Source organism: Rhodococcus sp. IEGM 1379 (assembly GCF_030056815.1).
Lineage (GTDB): Bacteria > Actinomycetota > Actinomycetes > Mycobacteriales > Mycobacteriaceae > Rhodococcus_F.
The window spans coordinates 1-17813 of record NZ_JASHKR010000019.1 but is presented as its reverse complement, the minus strand read 5'-3'; the positions used below and the strand labels follow the sequence as shown (position 1 = coordinate 17813).

The following is a 17813-nucleotide window of genomic DNA, read 5'->3' as shown; positions in this document are numbered from 1 at the left end:
AGAGGTTGCCATGTTCGAGCAGTTCCGCTCCAATGCCAGGACCAAGGTTCAACGTGCAGTATCCGAGGTGGTGGAGGACGTTGACAAGCGCAATGACGACCGCTTCCATCGGGTGCTCGATGCACTGACACACTCACGCGATGAAGTCGCTGAGGCCCGCAAGGACATTGCGGGCCTCAGATCCAGGATCGACGAGCTGGAATTTCGTCAACGCCGCGATCTCGCCTACGCGGTCGATCTGGAAGCAACGGCGTCGAGCGCGGCGTTCATCCTGGAGAACATGCGTGTAGTCGAGACGTTCGGGCATCCGCACGACACACTGCGGCACGCATTGAATTTGGTCGAGACTCCGGGCATGGCCCTAGAGTTCGGTGTCGCCAGCGGAACAACGCTAAAGATCATCGCCGACGAGTTTCGCGAACGCGAAGGAACCGTCGCGGGCTTCGACGTGTTCTCCGGCTTACCCGAAACTTGGCGTACCGGATTCCCGGTGGGCGAATTCGCCCAGGACTCGATTCCCGAAGTGCCAGGGGCGCAACTTGTTCCAGGACTGTTCGAAGAAACACTGCCGTCGTTCCTCGAACAGGAAACCGGCCCCGTCGCGTTCCTTCACCTCGACGCGGACCTCTACTCGTCCACCAAAACCGTGCTCGATCTGCTCGGTGACCGTCTCGTTCCCGGGTCGATCGTGGTATTCGACGAGTTCTTCAACTACCCCGGATGGCAACACCACGAGTACCGGGCGTGGACGGAATTCGTCACACGCACCGGCATCTCGTTCGAGTACGTCGGATACACCGTCGACAACGAGCAGGTCATTGCCAGAGCAATCCGGTGAGAATCACTTCTCGTACAGGCGGGCCCAGTTCTCGCGGCTGGTGAGCTGCGGGAACTCGTTGATGAACGCCTGAGCAACACTCGGCGCCTCGGCATAAAAGCGCTTGATCACGCCGGCGAGACGGCCGCTCATCTCAGCGGCCTTCTCGCTGTCGAACCGGCGCTCACGCACTCCGCCCTGTGACGCATCGGTGACAAAAACATGATCGAACCGGCCCACATGCCACCACTGTGCGTCCTCGTACGAGATCGCGACAGGACCCCGCTCGAGCTGGTTACGCGCCTGTGTCACAGCACGTTTCGCGAGAACAAGATCAGTCCACAGGCCCGGCTTCGGGCTTGGCGCCACCCGGCGGATCGGCAACCTGCTCGGCAACTCGGACGCCGGACGAGTCACTGTCTCCGGGAACCGCTTTCGCTCCTGATTGATCGCAGCCAGCGCCTTCTGGCCACCATCCGCCAATCCGGCGGGACCTTCGAGGAATCCCTCGATAGCCCGAATCTGTGTGTGCGCGAGACCGTACTGCAAACCGACTATCGAATGTGAAATGTCGCGGGCCAACTGCTTGGCCAACGTCTTCGGCGCAAATCCGGGGTCGAGTGAAGCAGTAATCAAACCGTTGCGAGTACTGAAGTAATGGGCGAACCCGTCGACGTCCTTCCAGTAGAAGTCCGCATGCCAGACGGCAGCCGAGGGCAGCGTGATGGTGGGAATGCCCGCCCGGCCCGCCCGCAAGCTGTACTCGACGTCATCCCACTGGAAAAACACCGGCAACGGCAAACCGATGCGTTCAATGGCCTCGGCAGGGATCAGGCACGTCCACCAACCGTTGTATTCGGCGTCGACGCGACGCTCCGGAAGCTTCTCGAGAACACTGGTGTTGCGGACACCGTGCTCGTCCGTCGGTACACCACGCTGAAGTGTGCCCAAATCAACGCGTTCGCCCGATGCCAGCAGATAGTCCGGATTGAACAGGAACAGCATCTGCGCGCCGATCAGCGCCGGTTCCGTCGTCATGTTCGAAAACGCGCTCAACCGCAGAACCGACTCGGGCTCACAGAGAATGTCGTCGTCCATCAGGATCACATCGGCATTCGGTCCGGCTTCCGAAGCCTCGTACAGGCCCCTCGTGAAACCACCGGCTCCGCCGAGGTTCGCCTGGCGCAGGTAATGCAACCGCGAACCGAACTTCTTCGACACGTCCTGGAACAGCTCACGCGACTCGACCGGATCAGTTCCCTGATCAACCACGTACAAGGCGTCGAGCAAGGCCAGGACACGATCGTCCGAAGCCAGCGCAGCAACAGTGCGCGCACAATCATCAGCGCGATTGAACGTGCAGATGGCAATCGCCACCGGCCGAATCGTTTCTGGCGACGCCACCGTCCACTCGACTTCGTCGACCACGGCATTGCCGCCCTGAGCCTCGAACTGCAGCCACAGGGCACCACCGTCGACAAAAGTGTCGAGCGGCGCGGTCAAAGAGACAGTCTCGCTACCCGTAGCAACGACATTGGTCACGATGCGCCGATGCCCGCCGATATCGGAGGCCTGGAGCTGGATGCGGCAGGTGGTCTCGGCCACGACACGCGCGGTAACAGTAACCTCGGTGACGTTGGTCCAGCGCTGCCAGTAGCTGGCCGGGAATCTTCCGAAGAATGTGTTGGTATGCGCAACGGCTCCGGGCTGAAGACGCAACTCGAAGCGCGTCCGCGTCACCATTCCCACCTTAGTCACGGCATACAACTCGTCGCTGGCTACCGGCGACGTTCCGGTGAATAGCCCACGCTGCACGAGGAGTCGATCCGACGTCGCGCGGTGGGAAATCAACTCGACTCCAGGATTGGACTGGTTTTCGGTCTCATTCACGGTATCCACGCCCCGCAGGGTATCGCGAAACAACGAAGAAATGGTGTCTGCGCTGGTCAGTGAGACTTACTCAGCCGGCAGATGCTGCTCGCGTCGCCGCATCTCGAAGCTCGGCCTTACGTCGGCGAAGGGACACCAAGCCCTTCGCCATCTGAAGAACGTCCTTCGGTGAAATACGGCTCGCATGAGCAAGGTGGTCGTCACTCAACCGAATCGGTACCTCGACAGGACGGATTCCCGCCAATTCGAGCGCGTAGTCCAGTTCTGTCGTGAACAGGAATCCCTGTTCCGACAGTCCCGACGCGATACGACGCAGCAAAGTTCCGTCGACGATGAACGTTCCCTGCGGATCGCCGGTCCGGGTACCCAGAACCACCCGTCGAAGGGTCGCGAATCCGCCGGTCATCACGACACGCAGGAGACCACGTTCCACCTCGGACTGCGCATGCGCCTTCGAGCCGATGACCGCCGGGGGAATGGATCCGAGCTCCGCCATGACGCGGTCGGCGCCTTCGATGTCACCGAAACCGAACGGCAGATCGTCAGCGGTGAGCAATACCCGCTGTCCGCGGGAGGCGAGGGTTCCGGCCCGCAAGGCCGCGCCCATCCCCTTGTCGCTGCTCATCGGATGGAACGTCACACCCGGCCACGCCCATGCCTTCGACAACGCACCGCACACATCTGCGGTGTTGTCGGTGGAACCGTTCTCTACAACGATGATCTCGACCTGACGGCCACTGAAGTACTCGGCAAACTGCTTGACCGTCGACTCCAGTACCGCTCCCGAGTTGTACGCAGGAATGATTACCGACAGTTCCGGAGCAGCTGATTCCCCGCGAACAGGTTCCGTCCGCGATGTCACCACGTACCGATCTCCTTCTTCCCCGACTGCAGTTCGAACTCGTCGGAATACTACGCTCCGAGCAACAGGCCACGGCCCAGCCACCTACTCGACGACGAAAGCACATAGTGAAATCTGACCTGCCGCTTGCCCACCGTGTAGTACCACCGATACTTCTGGCCGCCCTTGTGTCCGTCGTCGCGGCGATCCCACTGATCTCCAACAAGTGGTTCTACTACTGGGACGACAGCGCTGCTGCATTCACACCCGGCTGGCACACGATCGGCGAGCGCATCCTCTCCGGTTCTTGGCCGACGCTGATTCCCGAACTGTGGGCCGGCGGAAACGTCACCGCCGAAGCCCTCTACGGAACATACAATCCCGTGATCCTGCTGGATTCCGTTGCCATCGCACTCATTCCGAATCTCGCCATCGGAATCACTCTTGTCAAAATGCAATTCATGGCGATTCTTGCAGTGGGCGTCTACCTCGTCGCGCGGCAATACGGCGCCAACAGGTCAATGGCATTCATCGCCGGCTTGGCAATGCCGTTTGCCGGATACACCTTGTACTTCGACGCCTCCAGTTGGGCGTCCGGACTGATCGCGTTCGCCTGGATCCCGCACGTGTGGTGGTCTACCCGCGCCAGTGCGCTCGGACGTGTGAACCCGTTAGTACCGATCCTGTTCGGGTACCTCGCCATGACTACCGGCAATCCGTACGGAGCAGTCGGTGTCGCGGTCGTCTACGTCGCGGTCATCGCGGAATGCATCGCCGTCAAGCGCGGGCGCAGCATCAAGTCCTTGCTCGTCAGCGCGACGGCAATCATCATGATGTCGCTGATCGTCTACCTACCACTGCTCTTCACGACCGGTGTATCCGTTCGTACCCAGTCAGGAATATCGAACGACGGGTCACTGCGCCCCGATCTCGGCGATCTGATCAACCTGTCGGGTCCGTCCAACCAACCGTACGTAACCGCATTCAGCGTGCCGGCGATGACAATTCCGCTGGTGTACCTCGCTTGGTTCCTGATCCCCCTTGCGCCCTGGATACAGTGGAACTCGCTGAAAAAGCTCGGCCGCCACAGTGTTTCACTACTCGCATTCGGCGGAATCTACGTCGTACTGCTGCTGGGTCCGTCCAACCTCTGGCTGTTCCGGTGGCCGGCGCGCCTGCTCGAGTACGGGCAACTACCTGTCATCGTGGCTGTTGCCGTAGCACTGTCCGCAGGTCTGCACCGTGACCGCATCCGGCCGAGAGCCGTCATCACTGCGGGACTACTCGCACTCCAGTTCTACCTCGCGTGGTCGAATGTCCCCGAGGACATCGGCATTCACTTCGCATCGCTCGTCATCACCGTAGCCTTGACCGCCATCGCGCTGATCGTGGCCTACCGGAAACCACGATTCCTCGCCGGCGTCCTCGCTGCCGGAATCATCGTCGTTCTCAGCGCCCAGACCAACTTCTGGTTTACCGGCAACTACAACGTGACCCCCTGGAAATTCCCGCGGCAAGTCGCCTTTCTCGAATCGAAATTCGAAGATCGCTACCAGGGAACCACATTCGCGATCGCAGACCCGGAGTTCATCCCCACCGACAACCCGACCGGCCACTGGGGTGACCTTCTCTTCGGAAACGCCTGGCAGCCCGCCGGTGTCGACGCAGTCAACAGCTACGCCGGAATCAGCTACAACGACTTCGTCCAAGAGTTGTGCATCAACTACTACGGCGGCGTCAAATGCCCCGACGCCGTCGATCGACTACTCGCAGAATCACCCGGAACCGGAGTGTCGTGGCTCGACGCGATGCGCGTCGACACCGTCGTCGTTCAGAACTCCGGACCGTACGGCGGCAAGCACGCACTCGACGCCCTCCCCGAGAGCGATTGGACCGTCGCACCGGATCGCCTTGTCACGGTCGGTCACCGCGAGGCCGGGCACCAATGGCCCGAAGGACGGGTATCCGCAGCCACTGAAGGACTCGACATCCGAAGCGACAGCGCCGCAACGGATACCCGAGAAAGCGTCGAGTACACCGGATCCGGCACCATCACCTTCGCGCTGCTCGCGTGGCCCGGATGGAGCGCCACCGTCGACGGAGAAACAGTGGAAACCCAAGCCAGCCCCGGTGGATTACTACAGGTGAACCTACCGCCGAGCGCCGCCGACGGCTCCACCCTCACCATCGAATTCAGTCCCCCCGGAAGCTCATTCGGATGGACCGTCGCCGGCGTCGGGTTGCTCGTAGCCTTGTCCCAAGGCGTCTGGGCATACCGACACCGGCGCGCTGATCAAGAAGAAACTGCAGCTGCGAGTGCAGACTCCGTAACCTCGTGAACCGCACGGTGAGCGGGCAGAATCGAAGCCCGCTCACCATCGGCGTCACCCGTGCCCTGCACTAATCCGAGGAAGTGCGTCAGCTGCGCCGCGAGGGGCTCATCGCTGTAGCGGATCGTCGGAATCTCGATGACCGTCTGCTGCTGGTAGCCGTCCCGATCGGTAGGCATGTTGTCGTCGATGTGACGGTAGATCGTGATGCCTCGACGAAGCAGATCGATCTCGATCAGTCGATCAGCCTCGAGCAGCGACAACTGACGAATCTTGCGATGGCTGATCCGGCTGGCCGAAATCGTGGCAACCGCACCAGAATTGAATCGCAGAACGGTATCCGCGCAATCCTCCGAACGGTTCTGCACAGACGTCGGATGGAAGTAACCGAACTCCCCCTTCGCCAAACTCGGTTCGGAACCCACAAAGCCGATCGCCAAGTCGATATCGTGAATCAACAGGTCCGTCGCAACGCCCGTCGGAATACGCGATACGAACGGGGAATGACGAATGCCGTTGACCTGCCACACATCACCGGAGAACTCCCGCGCCGTGCGAACGGCCGGGTTGAAGCGCTCGAGCAGACCACACATCAGCGGAACACCCGATGCCTGGGAACGCTCCACCAGATCAACGCTCTGCTCGTACGTCGCAGCCAGCGGCTTCTCCACCAGAACCGGCTTGCCCAGATCGAGTACCCGACCGGCCAATTCGTAGTGCGCGGGAGTCGCAGCGGCGATCACCACGGCATCGATACCGTCGAGGTCGTCGAAATCTGCAGCCCAGCGCGTATTGAACCGCTCGGCAACGGCTTTGCCCTGCTCCTCACGCGGCTCGATCAGCAGATCCAACTCGCACAATGCCGATTGCGCGATGACGCGCGCGTGCAGCGAACCCATCTGGCCGGAGCCGACAAGTGCAATACGTGGCTTGCTCACAGACATTTTCAGGCCTCCATAGCGCCGCGAACTGCGGCAACGATCTGATCGACATCACTTGCGGACAACGCTGCATGGACCGGAATGCTCAGGCATCGCGCCGCTACCGACGTGGCAACCGGCGTTTCCTCAATGATTACCCGCGGATGTTCCCGGTAGCACTCGTAGTCGTACACCGCCTTCGGATAGTAGATTCCGCTACCGATGTCCTTGGCGGCAAGACGCTCACTCAACTGATCTCGCGTGATGGGCGCATCCTCCGCCAGCAACAGCGTGAACTGGTGCCACACGTGACCTCGTCCGGCCAGTTCACTCGGAAGAATCAGTCCGGCAATGTCTTTCAAACCAGCGCGAAGAGCTTCCGCATTGCGTCGACGCGATTCGACCTGCTGCATATACGAACCCATCTGCGGCAGAGCCAAACTCGCCTGCAGGTCCGTCATCCGATAGTTCTGGCCGACCATCTCGTACTGGTAACGCGCCCGCATACCCTGGTTACGAAGTACCCGAAGTCGATCGGCGGTCACAGCATCGTTGGTCGTGATCATCCCGCCCTCGGCGGTCGTAAGATTCTTCGTCGCGTAGAACGAAAAACATCCCAACCCGAAACTGCCGGCACCCTGACCGTCGAACGTGGCACCGTGCGCCTGCGCAGCGTCCTCGACGACAGACAGTCCATGTTCGCCCGCCAACGGCATCAACGCGCCCATATCGGCGGCCTGACCGTACAGATGCACCGGCATCAGAACCTTCGTACGATCATTGATCCGCGCAGCTGCCGCCGCCGCATCAAGATTGAAATCAGCCTCGGTGATATCGGCGAACCTAGCCGTCGCCCCGGCCTCCAGAATCGCATTCAAAGTCGCGACAAATGTGAACGGAGTTGTCAGAACCTCATCGCCCGGCTGCAAGTCCTGCACCTGGAGCGCAGCGATCAGAGCCGTGGTTCCGTTGTTCACCGCCACCGCGTGCTCGGTCCCCACCAAAGCGGCGAACTCGTCCTCGAGTCGCTTCACCTTGGGTCCCTGCGCGACAATCCCGGACCGCAGAGTGTCCAGCACCTCGCGCTCGACGTCTTCTCCGAACGAGATACTGGATATCGCGATCACTGAGTTACCTCCGATAGGTTGCAAGCATCGAGAACCGACAGTTCCCGTATCAATTCAACTGAGGGTAACGAAGCCGTCGAAAGCCCCGCGAGAGGATTCCCGAACAACATGCCTATCGGAAAGAACTGCCAGATCCACCCCACCGCCCTGATAGGTGCGGATGTCTCAATCGGGACCAGTGTCACGATCGGTCCGAATGCGGTTCTGACCGGCCCACTCGAAATCGGCGACGACTGCTGGATCGGCGCGGGTGTAGTACTGGGAGCGCCCCCGGAAATCCTCGGAGCCCTGCACCCCATCTCATGGTCCGTCAGCGCCGGCCTGGGAATCCGGATCGGTGCCCGAACCACAATCCGTGAACTGAGCACTGTTCATCAAGGCAGCGAACGACGCACCGAAATCGGCGACGAATGCTTCCTGATGAACCGCGTCGGAATCGAACACGACGTGCAGGTCGGTAACCGATGCGTCGTCTCGTCCGGAACGACGCTCGCCGGGCACGTCAGCGTCGGAGACGGTGTCAACCTGGGTATGCATACCGTCGCCCACCAGCGACGCGTCATCGGCTCCGGGTCCATGATCGGTATGGGAACAGTCGTGGTCAAAGATGTTCCGCCCTTCTCCAAGGCGTTCGGCAATCCGGTGTCACTGCAGGGCGTCAACCGGATCGGAATGAGTCGCTCGGGTATCTCCGAGGAAGACATCTCTGCGGTCGCCGCCATCTACGCTGCCGGAACCTTTGAGGGACTGTCGACAATTCCGGCATCTCTGCAGGAAGCCTTCACCTGGTGGCGAGAACGGGCAGACAAGCCACTGGTCTCGTAAGGATCGGCGGCGGCGGTTGGTATCGTCTGCATAATGACGTACGGGCGGGAAGTTGTAAGCACGTGAGTAATAACCTCCCCGAATCTGACCTTCCCGAGAAGCCAGACGACGCAGTCACCTTGCCGAACGAAGCGGGCGCCGAGGCACACGACGCAGATGCCAAGCCGAACGCTCTGCGCGGCCTCCTCGCCAACGGATTCAAAGTCCTCGTCACCCTTGGGATAATCATCGCGATCATCTTCGCCGTGAAATCCCAATGGTCCGAGGTCAAGAGCACGATCACCGAACTGAACTGGTGGACACTGGCCGCGTCTTCGCTGTTCATCTTCCTCGGCATGGGCGCCGCGGTGCGGTCCTGGCAACACGCACTCGGCGCCCTCGAACAACCCATCCCTGCCTTCGACGCCGCCCGCTGTTATCTGGTCGGCCAACTGGGTAAATACCTTCCCGGCAGTGTCTGGGCCTTTGTGCTTCAAACCGAACTGGTACGCCGCGCGGGTGTCTCCCGCGCGGCAGGATTTGTCGCAGTACTGGTCACAGTGGGATTGAGCACCACATCCGCACTGGTTGTCGGATTGTTCGGCTTACCGGCTCTGTTCGAGGTCAGCACGGTAGCGGCCATCGGCGTCATAATCCTGGTACCGATTGCGCTGTTCTGCGCCTACCCACCGGTGCTCACTCGGTTGGTCAACCTCGCACTACGACTACTGCGTCGCGAACCCCTCCAGAAGCCGCTGACAATGCACAAGATCGCCTTGGCCTTGGGCTGGTGCGCAGCAAGTTGGGTGCTTTACGGCATCCAACTGTGGCTACTCGCGTCGAGTTCAGCCGGCTTCGAAATTCGCGGACTCGTCCAATGCATCGGCGCTCTCGCCCTCGGCATGTGCGCGGGTGTCCTCGTATTTGTCGTCCCATCCGGAATCGGCGTCCGCGAAGCCGTCATCGTCGCAGCGCTGTCGCCCTTCATGGATGCCGGCGTCGCCCTCGGCCTCGCGCTGGCGTCGAGGCTGCTCTTCACCCTCTGCGAAGTATTTGCAGGCGCAGTAGCGGCACTGGCCGGTTCACGAGTTCTTCGGAACGCCCTCGTGCACGAACATTCCCGCGTACCCGATCCAAGCAAGTCCTGAGCAGCTAGTCGGTGACCGTTTCCGAAGCTGAATAGCCGGCCTCGGTCGCAGCCTTCTGCGGACGCCACCACTCTTCATTGTCCCGATACCACTCGGTAGTGGCTTCCAATCCACTGCGGAAGTCCCGGTAGTGGGGTTGCCAACCCAATTCCGTCCGGATACGCGTCGGGTCGATCGCGTACCGCAGATCGTGGCCGGGGCGGTCACTGACGAAGTCGAAGTCATCCGGCTTGCGTCCGAAAATCTCGAGCAGAGCGGCAATGACCGTCCGGTTGTCGGTCTCCCCGTCTGCCCCGATCAAGTAGGTCTCGCCCGACTTCCCACGATCCAAGATGTCCCACACGGCTCGGTTGTGGTCTTCGACATGGATCCAGTCCCGCACGTTCTTACCCTCGCCGTACAACCGGGGGCGGACACCATCGATCAAATTCGTGATCTGACGCGGAATGAACTTCTCCACGTGCTGGTACGGGCCGTAATTGTTCGAGCAGTTCGAAATGGTCGCGTTGATCCCGAAAGAACGCACCCAGGCGCGAACGAACAAATCGCTCGACGCCTTCGACGCTGAATACGGGCTCGACGGGTTGTACGGCGTGGACTCCGTGAATCGCGACGGATCCTCCAACTCGAGATCGCCGTACACCTCGTCCGTGGAAATGTGGTGGTACCGGACCGAGTGCTCACGGACCGCTTGGAGCAACGCGAACGTACCCATCACGTTGGTCCGCAGAAAAGGCTCCGGATCGCTCAACGAATTGTCATTGTGGCTCTCAGCCGCAAAATGCACCACCGCATCGGACCGCGATACCAACTCGTTGACCAAGGGTTGATCAGCCACGTCACCATGAACGAAGTTGATGCGGTCCTCGACACCCACGAGAGACTGACGATTGCCGGCATAGGTGAGGGCATCGAGAACCGTTATCTCGACATCCGGACGCGAAGCCACCGTCTGATGAACAAAATTAGCGCCGATAAACCCGGCACCTCCGGTGACCAGTAGTCGCACGTCCATCTCCTCAGGCTTGTCGAACACCGCAAACTTTACCGTTGACGAATGTCTGACCCATTCGGTCCGACCCGTTTGCATCAGCACGCAAGAGTGCAGGACACTGCACGTATGCGTGGAATCATTCTGGCCGGTGGCACAGGCTCTCGCCTGCACCCGATCACTCTCGGAGTGAGCAAACAGATGCTCCCGATTTACGACAAACCGATGATCTACTACCCGCTCTCCACTTTGATGCTCGCAAACATTCGCGACATCCTCATTATCACCACCCCCCACGATGCCGAGCAGTTCCAGCGCCTACTCGGCGACGGATCACAATTCGGCGTCAATCTGACGTATGCCGTCCAGGATGAACCGAACGGACTCGCAACAGCTTTCGTTCTCGGCGCCGAACACATCGGATCAGAATCCGTCGCACTTGTCTTGGGCGACAACATATTCTACGGACCCGGCCTCGGAACCCAGCTCAAACGATTCTCCGACGTCGACGGAGGGGCCGTGTTCGCGTACTGGGTCTCCGACCCCACCGCATACGGTGTCATCGAGTTCGACAACACCGGCCGCGCGATCTCCATCGAAGAAAAGCCTGAATTACCGAAATCCAATTACGCAATTCCCGGCCTGTACTTCTACGACAGCGACGTCGTCGAAATTGCCCGGAACCTGAAGCCTTCCGCCCGAGGCGAATTCGAAATTTCCGACGTCAACCGCCACTACCTCGAGGCGGGCCGATTACAAGTCGACATCCTGCCTCGCGGAACTGCCTGGCTCGACACCGGAACACCCGATTCTCTCCTCGAAGCCGCAAACTACGTGCGAACGATCGAGCACCGCCAAGGCCTCAAGATCGGGTCACCCGAGGAAGTTGCCTGGCGACGAGGATTCATTACTTCCGACCAATTACGTTCCCAAGCAGAAACATTGGGAAAATCCGGCTACGGCGACTACCTCCTCGCACTACTTGAACACGGCAAGGAATGGTGACATGGATATCCGTGCACTGAAAATCGCCGGAGCCTGGGAAATCACGCCCAAACAGTTCGGCGACAACCGCGGCGTCTTCCTCGAATGGTTCAAAAGCTCCGCCTTCACCGCTGTAACCGGCCGAACCCTCGAACTGGCACAAGCCAATTGCTCCGTTTCCGCAGCCGGCAGCCTGCGCGGAATCCATTTCACCGACAACCCACCCGGGCAGGCTAAATACGTCACCTGCGTCAAAGGAGCATTCCTCGACGTCGTCGTCGATTTACGCGTCGGGTCTCCGACCTTCGGCGAATGGGATTCGGTACTGATCGACGACGTCGACCGCAAAGCTGTCTACCTGTCCGAAGGACTCGGACATGCGATCTTGTCTCTCGAAGACGGATCGACCGTCATGTACCTCTGCAGCATCGAATACTCCCCCGAGTTCGACCGCGACCTCGATCCCTTCGACCCGGAACTCAACATCACCTGGCCGACGACGGACCGCGCGGGCAACCCCCTGACTTACGAACTCTCGACAAAAGATGCGGCAGCACCGTCACTCCACGCGCTTCGAACCCAAGGATTGTTGCCTCGTTCTACAGTCCCGTCCCCCTCGAGTCGGTAATCTTCACATTTCGAAATCGAACGATCCGCGGGGTATGTGCGGGAACCTGAGTATACCGGGGATCATGGGCACACAGGGGAGTATGGGTACACCAGTGAGCATGGGGACACAGGGGAGCGAACGCCGCAGCGGTCAACAACACAGCGGTCAACAACACAGCAGACGACGCCGCAGTCTCTGGGTCGCCGCACTCCTCATACTCGGATTGGGTGGGCTGGCACTGGCCGCTCCGCCACTGACTCCCGGAACGTATCCCGGCACCACAGAATCTGCGCCCGTCACGGTCATCACCACCGCCCCGCCGTCACCCATCGTCTCTCTCACACCCGAAGAACTCGCGGCACGCGTAATCCCGAGCATCGTAACCATCACTTCGTCCGCAGGATTCACAACCACCGCCGGAACTGGCATCGTTCTCTCTCCTGACGGGGTGGTGGTAACCAACCATCACGTCATCAGCGGAGGTTCCGAGATAACCGCGACAAGTATGTCCACCGGCCTGGTCTACGACGTCGAAGTACTCGGCTACGACAGCGGCCAAGATCTCGCGGTGCTTCGACTGGCCGGCGCATCCAATCTGCCCAGCGCGACTGTGGGCACGGCCGAAAACGCCACGCGAGGCGATCCGGTCACCGCCATCGGAAACGCTGAAGGCGAAGGGGTTCCACTGCCCGCGCCCGGAGTCATCACCAATCTGGGCGTCACCGTCAATACCCGCAATTCGACGGACGGATCACGAAACCAGTTGAAGGGCCTCATCGAAGTGGACGCCGACATCAGGCCCGGCGATTCCGGCGGCCCTCTGGTGAACGCCGCCGGCGAATTGATCGGCATCAGCAGCGCCGGCAATGCCATCGCTGATCGAACCGAAACCTCGCCCGCCCCACAGTCGTATGCCATACCAATTGACACCGCCCTTCCTGTTGTCGACCAAGTACTCAGTGGACTCTCCTCCGAGACGGTTCGTGTCGGCCCGACACCAATTCTCGGCGTAGCTGTCAAGGATCACCGCGACGCCCCGCCCGGAGCGGAAGTTGTTGCTGTGAGCTTTGATTCACCCGCCGAGAAGGCAGGCCTCACCAAGGGCACCGTAATCACCGAATTCGGCGGCACCCCCATTACTACGTCCGCAGATCTCAACTCGGCAATGAGCTCACGAAAACCCGGAGACGCCATCGATGTGAAGTGGATCGACGCACAGGGTCAGCCGGCCGCCGGTTCCCTCGTCCTGGACGAGGGCCCGCCGCGGTAGTTCAGGTCGCTCCGGGATCTGCGTCGTCACCGGATGGATGCTGCCGACCCTCTTTCTCGCGGCGCTGAGTGTGATTGCGACGCCGGATAATTGCGTAGGCACGATCCAGCAGCTCGCGCGGATGGTGCCGAAAGTTGACCCGCGGGCGTCGTTCCGGATCGATGTGCGCGGGCGGAGTCCACTCGGTTCTGCCGGCATAGGCGTCATCGCCGGTCCGAGGATTGGTTTTCCAGCCGTCGCGGCCCTTCTTCACCGAACCATGACAACTGTCGCAAGCAAGTGTGAGGTTATCGATATCGGTGTGCCCTTTGTCATTCCATTCGGTCATGTGGTGCACGGCGCATCGCGATGGCGGCGCATCACAATCCGGTCTGGTGCACCCCCGATCTGCAGCGATGAGAGCCAATCTCTGGTCGACGGTGGCCAACCGTTTTCCTCTACCGAAATGTAGTGGTCGGCCGTTGTGATCGAAGAGGACCAGCACCGGGTGCGCTTTTTCAGACATCGCCAGCGCCTCGTGAATGGGAAGAATACCGCCGGTCGCGGTGGTTGCCACACCACCGATCGATTCTTCTAACTGCGCCAACGTCATTGTGATGATCACGGTTGCCGGGAGGCCCCGGTGCTTGCCCAATACGCCGTCCTCGAGCACACATTTGAGTAGTGCCGAAAACGCGTCGTGGTTCCGTTGACCTGCGGAGCGGGCGTCTCGTGCTGCAGCCGCAACGATGTCGGACTCGCGCACTTCACTACTGTCTCCGGTCGGCGATTCCGGATCGTCCGGGTTGTTCATGCCGGGCCTCGCCCACTTGGCCAGCACCACATCGAGTTGTGCACGCGCCACCGGATCCAGTTCGCCAGAGATGCGCGACATCAGATCCACATCTTGGTGCCGGACGTTGAGATACCGTCGGCGCCGACGATCTCTGTCGTCGGTCAAGGCACCATCGGGATTGAGCCACGCCAGTGCCTCGACCCCAGCAGCAGTGACTCCCTCGGGAGTCCCGGTTCGCGCATACTCGGCCAGGATCATCTCGAGGCTCTGGCGGTCTTCGAAGTCGACGGCGTTCGGAACCTTGTGCATTACGTCAGCAATGGACGAAATATGGTCACGCCCGATATCGCCGTCCCGCACTCCTTCTCCCGTTTCTGCCAGTACCGCCGGAAGTGGCTCCCCCAGGGGTGAAACCCGCTGCACCACAGACTTTGCCGCCCGCACTCGCCGCGACGCGTCAGTCGCGGAAATTCTCAGCGCCTGGATGAGCAGCTGATGGGGTGAGCGCAGTCCGTGACGGACGTGCAGACTCCGGCTCAGGCATTCCGAAATAAGCTGGTATGCACTGGCATCCAGAAACCGAACGACTCTCTCTAACCGTCGTAGAGACTCGAGAACTGCATCCTCCGTGAGCGCAGAAACAGGACATTGCGCCATTTCCTCGGCAGCACAAACCAACACATCGATCAGGTCGCCATGACCCCCGTCATCTGGCCGTATGTCTTCCACAGAACCCCCCGGTCCGAACTTGCTCCAAACCCTAAACCCGGGGTCCGACAAGAAACTCAGGCGATGCGAATCGAGATGAATCTCGCAACGTCGCGAAGCGCTGCCCGACTTTCCGGCAGGCTCGGCAACACCGCCGGAAATGCATGAATCTGACCATTCCAAATCTGCAGCGAACACTCGACTCCAGCTGCTGAAAGCCGCCTCGCCATCAGTTCCGAATCGACTCGGAGCACTTCGGATTCGGCCGCGATCAGCAGCGACGGCGGCAGGCTGGCGAGATCGCCGTCGATGGGCGACAACGCCTCACCGCCCAATTTTCCGATGGCCGCCAAGGCCGACACCGGAGCAATGACATCGCGTCGGGCATTGGCGTGAACAGCTTTGGTGGTGCAATCCAGATCGAGGAGCGGCGACAGCCCGACCAACCCGGCCGGAACTGCGAGTCCGGCAGCAGCGGCCGCCAATGCCGTTGCGAACACCAGGAATCCACCCGCCGAATCACCCACGAATACCGTCTTTTTCGGCAAAGCACCCTGCGCCAGCAGCCATCGATAGGCACTGAGGCAATCGTCGACCGACCCACTGATGGACGTAGTCGGCAACTGCCGATACGCGAGATGCAATACCGGCAGGCCTGTTCGCTTGGCAATACTCGCAACCACCGGACGATGTGTGTTGAGGCCGCAACACATGAACCCACCGCCGTGCAGGTACAGGACAACACCGTCACGAATATCGGCGGTCGAGCCGGCGATACGCACCAATTCACCGTCGAAACCCGGGAAGCGCACGACTTCTCGATCAATGCCTGACGGAATCCGCACCCCTGCCGCAGTATCCAGAACCGAAGCACGTCGAATAGCGCCGAGCGTCAGCGGTGCAACTCCCACCACCGGACGAACCATCCAGCGGCAGGCGTTATACAGAACCTGCGATTCGAGACTGGGCCTGCCGTACCGCATACCGGTCCGGCGAGTGACTATCGGCGTCAGAGACATCCGTTGAGGTTAGAAGCAATCAGCTTCCGAAGAGGTCGACTTCGTCAAGATCCTCGACGATCGTCATTTTCCTTTTCCGTCCGCCGATGACCTTGCCGAGATTGCGTAAACCACCGGTCGATGCTTTCGGAGCGGGTGGAATGCGCTGCGGTGCGACTCGGGTCCGAGCAGCCCGCTGCACAGGCTTAGGGGCAGGTGCAGCAGCAACAACCCGTGCAACAGGCGCCGGCGCCACAGCAACCACACGCTCTTCGACGAACTCCTCGACAACTTCCACCGCAACGACGTCAGTCGCAATTGTCACCGGCGCAACCGGTTCCGGCGTGACAACTTCAGCCTCGACAAACTCCTCGATCTGCGCCGGCCCGTCGAATGCGGGGAACTCCTGCGCCCACCGGACGTGACTGGCAAGTCCACGCGATTCGAGTTCGTGAACAAGATCTTCGTGCCACGATGCATCGCTGGAGTCCCCGAACGCGCGCGCATCGTCACTCACCCAGAGCACTTCGACGCCCGGGTTCCGGTCGGCAAGATCGAGCACTGTCAGCCAGTTCAGTGTCGCGGGATAGCCGTCGCGCTTTTTCTTGTCGACGTACGGCCTGCGCATCGCGATTGCCCGTTCGGCGATCTCGATGTGCGACACCTCGACTGGATCGACAACCTCGACTCCGATCTGCCGAAGATCGTCCACAACGTCTTGGACATACCCGTCGGCTCTGTCGTGGGCGGCGTCGATGAATCGAGTGAGGTCTCGGCGTAGGCCGAGTCGGTCGTACATCCGTGCCGACGCACTCAGCGCGGCGATCATCTCTGCGGATTCCGCGCGGTAGCGGTTGGCTACGTCGAGAACTACCAGGTGGGGTACGACTACGCGGAGTCCGCGGGCCTTGGCGTCGGCAATGGAATTGTCGAACCGCGCACCCCGAGACAGGGCGGAGGAATCGAGGACGATGATCATGGTCTCGATTCTCTCTCGAGGAACCGGACGAATACGCTAATTCACCCCGAACCGTTACTTGATTTTAAAGATCACAGTCCGCTGAACAACGAAGTTGATGACCGTCGCGGTGCCCTGCGCAATGACGAAGGCCAAGGGCAGACGCCACCACTGGTCGTCGAAAATGTGGTTCATCGCGGCATTGAGCCCGACCTGGATCCCGAAAGTCACGCCGTACAGCGCTACAACAGCCACGAATCGGGCACGCGAAGGCTCGGCCTTGAACGTCCACCGCCGGTTGATCAGATAGGCCGTCGTAGTTCCGACGACAAAACTGATCGCCTTCGCCACACTCAAATCGAGTCCGACCACTGTGAACAGGAAGACGTACAGCCCGAAGTCCACGATCGCCGATAGCCCACCGGTGACAAGGAACCGGATGATCTGCGTTTTCAGGTCAAGTGCGTCATCGGCGAGGTCCGTCGTGACGGGTATCTCCACCGGCAACGGGACATGGGGTTCGTGCTGGTGGTTCGCAGGCGTTTCAGGCACGACGACGAGAGTAACCACTCGAGCCGAAGCCATCCGCACTACTCCCAGGTAACCTCTACCTTGATGTCCACGACAGCAGAAGAGACGCCG

General features: G+C 60.6%; 16 protein-coding genes. 7 read left to right on the top strand and 9 right to left on the bottom strand.

Going from position 1 to position 17813, the window contains the following annotated elements:
• The first annotated feature begins 10 nt into the window (after positions 1-10).
• Entirely contained in the window at positions 11-838 is an 828-nt protein-coding gene (locus QM600_RS13325; protein ID WP_283261933.1) for a TylF/MycF/NovP-related O-methyltransferase, read from the top strand.
• Between the two features lie 3 nt (positions 839-841).
• On the opposite strand, the gene QM600_RS13320 is transcribed toward QM600_RS13325, so the two are convergent.
• Together QM600_RS13320 and QM600_RS13315 are read right to left on the bottom strand one after the other, a co-directional pair.
• A complete protein-coding gene (locus QM600_RS13320) occupies positions 842-2707 on the bottom strand; it encodes a glycosyltransferase (RefSeq protein ID WP_502942970.1) in 1866 nt (621 codons plus the stop codon).
• A 70-nt stretch (positions 2708-2777) separates the two neighbouring features.
• Positions 2778-3572 (bottom strand): glycosyltransferase, encoded by a 795-nt coding sequence (locus QM600_RS13315; RefSeq protein WP_283261931.1) that lies wholly within the window; start codon positions 3570-3572, stop codon positions 2778-2780.
• A 104-nt stretch (positions 3573-3676) separates the two neighbouring features.
• Between QM600_RS13315 and QM600_RS13310 the strand changes: the two genes are divergently transcribed.
• Positions 3677-5887, top strand: coding sequence for a putative glycosyltransferase family protein (locus QM600_RS13310; protein ID WP_283261930.1), 2211 nt, complete (start codon positions 3677-3679; stop codon positions 5885-5887).
• On the opposite strand, the gene QM600_RS13305 is transcribed toward QM600_RS13310, so the two are convergent.
• Together QM600_RS13305 and QM600_RS13300 are read right to left on the bottom strand one after the other, a co-directional pair.
• Positions 5842-6822 carry a Gfo/Idh/MocA family protein gene (locus tag QM600_RS13305; RefSeq protein ID WP_283261929.1) on the bottom strand — a complete coding sequence of 327 codons (981 nt, stop codon included), beginning with the start codon at positions 6820-6822 and terminating at the stop codon, positions 5842-5844. The genes QM600_RS13310 and QM600_RS13305 overlap by 46 nt on opposite strands.
• A gap of 2 nt (positions 6823-6824) precedes the next feature.
• The gene (locus QM600_RS13300) at positions 6825-7925 is read right to left on the bottom strand and encodes a DegT/DnrJ/EryC1/StrS family aminotransferase (RefSeq protein ID WP_283261928.1); all 1101 of its coding nucleotides are present in this window, start codon (positions 7923-7925) and stop codon (positions 6825-6827) included.
• Between the two features lie 108 nt (positions 7926-8033).
• Here QM600_RS13300 and QM600_RS13295 point away from each other — a divergent pair, with 108 nt between their 5' ends.
• Together QM600_RS13295 and QM600_RS13290 are read left to right on the top strand one after the other, a co-directional pair.
• Positions 8034-8750: a DapH/DapD/GlmU-related protein gene (locus QM600_RS13295; protein WP_283261927.1), complete on the top strand. Its 717-nt coding sequence runs from the start codon at positions 8034-8036 to the stop codon at positions 8748-8750.
• A gap of 173 nt (positions 8751-8923) precedes the next feature.
• The gene (locus QM600_RS13290) at positions 8924-9877 is read left to right on the top strand and encodes a lysylphosphatidylglycerol synthase transmembrane domain-containing protein (protein ID WP_349307259.1); all 954 of its coding nucleotides are present in this window, start codon (positions 8924-8926) and stop codon (positions 9875-9877) included.
• A gap of 4 nt (positions 9878-9881) precedes the next feature.
• On the opposite strand, the gene rfbB is transcribed toward QM600_RS13290, so the two are convergent.
• Complete coding sequence (gene rfbB / locus QM600_RS13285) at positions 9882-10886, bottom strand: dTDP-glucose 4,6-dehydratase (RefSeq protein ID WP_283262010.1); 1005 nt, start codon at positions 10884-10886, stop codon at positions 9882-9884.
• A gap of 111 nt (positions 10887-10997) precedes the next feature.
• Here rfbB and rfbA point away from each other — a divergent pair, with 111 nt between their 5' ends.
• From rfbA to QM600_RS13270, 3 genes are all read left to right on the top strand, one after another.
• Positions 10998-11873 carry a glucose-1-phosphate thymidylyltransferase RfbA gene (rfbA, locus tag QM600_RS13280; RefSeq protein ID WP_283262009.1) on the top strand — a complete coding sequence of 292 codons (876 nt, stop codon included), beginning with the start codon at positions 10998-11000 and terminating at the stop codon, positions 11871-11873.
• A 1-nt stretch (position 11874) separates the two neighbouring features.
• On the top strand, positions 11875-12480 hold the full coding sequence (locus QM600_RS13275) for a dTDP-4-dehydrorhamnose 3,5-epimerase family protein (RefSeq protein WP_283261925.1): 606 nt from the start codon (positions 11875-11877) through the stop codon (positions 12478-12480).
• 100 nt (positions 12481-12580) lie between these two features.
• Entirely contained in the window at positions 12581-13732 is a 1152-nt protein-coding gene (locus tag QM600_RS13270; RefSeq protein WP_283261924.1) for a S1C family serine protease, read from the top strand.
• Position 13733: 1 nt separating this feature from the next.
• Here QM600_RS13270 and QM600_RS13265 read toward each other — a convergent pair whose 3' ends face one another.
• The 4 genes from QM600_RS13265 to QM600_RS13250 form a co-directional block, all read right to left on the bottom strand.
• Positions 13734-15164 carry an HNH endonuclease signature motif containing protein gene (locus QM600_RS13265; RefSeq protein ID WP_283261923.1) on the bottom strand — a complete coding sequence of 477 codons (1431 nt, stop codon included), beginning with the start codon at positions 15162-15164 and terminating at the stop codon, positions 13734-13736.
• A 128-nt stretch (positions 15165-15292) separates the two neighbouring features.
• Positions 15293-16234 (bottom strand): alpha/beta hydrolase, encoded by a 942-nt coding sequence (locus QM600_RS13260; protein WP_283261922.1) that lies wholly within the window; start codon positions 16232-16234, stop codon positions 15293-15295.
• 19 nt (positions 16235-16253) lie between these two features.
• Positions 16254-17192, bottom strand: coding sequence for a PIN domain-containing protein (locus tag QM600_RS13255; RefSeq protein ID WP_283261921.1), 939 nt, complete (start codon positions 17190-17192; stop codon positions 16254-16256).
• 54 nt (positions 17193-17246) lie between these two features.
• A complete protein-coding gene (locus QM600_RS13250) occupies positions 17247-17756 on the bottom strand; it encodes a GtrA family protein (protein ID WP_502942964.1) in 510 nt (169 codons plus the stop codon).
• Positions 17757-17813 lie beyond the last annotated feature (57 nt).

What these genes read in the sequence shown, in the direction of transcription:
- QM600_RS13325 (WP_283261933.1), top strand. Translation starts at nt 11, where the DNA reads ATGTTCGAGCAGTTCCGCTCCAATGCCAGGACCAAGGTTCAACGTGCA.
- QM600_RS13305 (WP_283261929.1), bottom strand. Translation starts at nt 6,822, where the DNA reads ATGTCTGTGAGCAAGCCACGTATTGCACTTGTCGGCTCCGGCCAGATG.
- QM600_RS13295 (WP_283261927.1), top strand. Translation starts at nt 8,034, where the DNA reads ATGCCTATCGGAAAGAACTGCCAGATCCACCCCACCGCCCTGATAGGT.
- rfbA (WP_283262009.1), top strand. Translation starts at nt 10,998, where the DNA reads ATGCGTGGAATCATTCTGGCCGGTGGCACAGGCTCTCGCCTGCACCCG.
- QM600_RS13275 (WP_283261925.1), top strand. Translation starts at nt 11,875, where the DNA reads ATGGATATCCGTGCACTGAAAATCGCCGGAGCCTGGGAAATCACGCCC.
- QM600_RS13270 (WP_283261924.1), top strand. Translation starts at nt 12,581, where the DNA reads ATGGGGACACAGGGGAGCGAACGCCGCAGCGGTCAACAACACAGCGGT.
- QM600_RS13265 (WP_283261923.1), bottom strand. Translation starts at nt 15,164, where the DNA reads ATGGCGCAATGTCCTGTTTCTGCGCTCACGGAGGATGCAGTTCTCGAG.
- QM600_RS13260 (WP_283261922.1), bottom strand. Translation starts at nt 16,234, where the DNA reads ATGTCTCTGACGCCGATAGTCACTCGCCGGACCGGTATGCGGTACGGC.
- QM600_RS13255 (WP_283261921.1), bottom strand. Translation starts at nt 17,192, where the DNA reads ATGATCATCGTCCTCGATTCCTCCGCCCTGTCTCGGGGTGCGCGGTTC.
- QM600_RS13250 (WP_502942964.1), bottom strand. Translation starts at nt 17,756, where the DNA reads ATGGCTTCGGCTCGAGTGGTTACTCTCGTCGTCGTGCCTGAAACGCCT.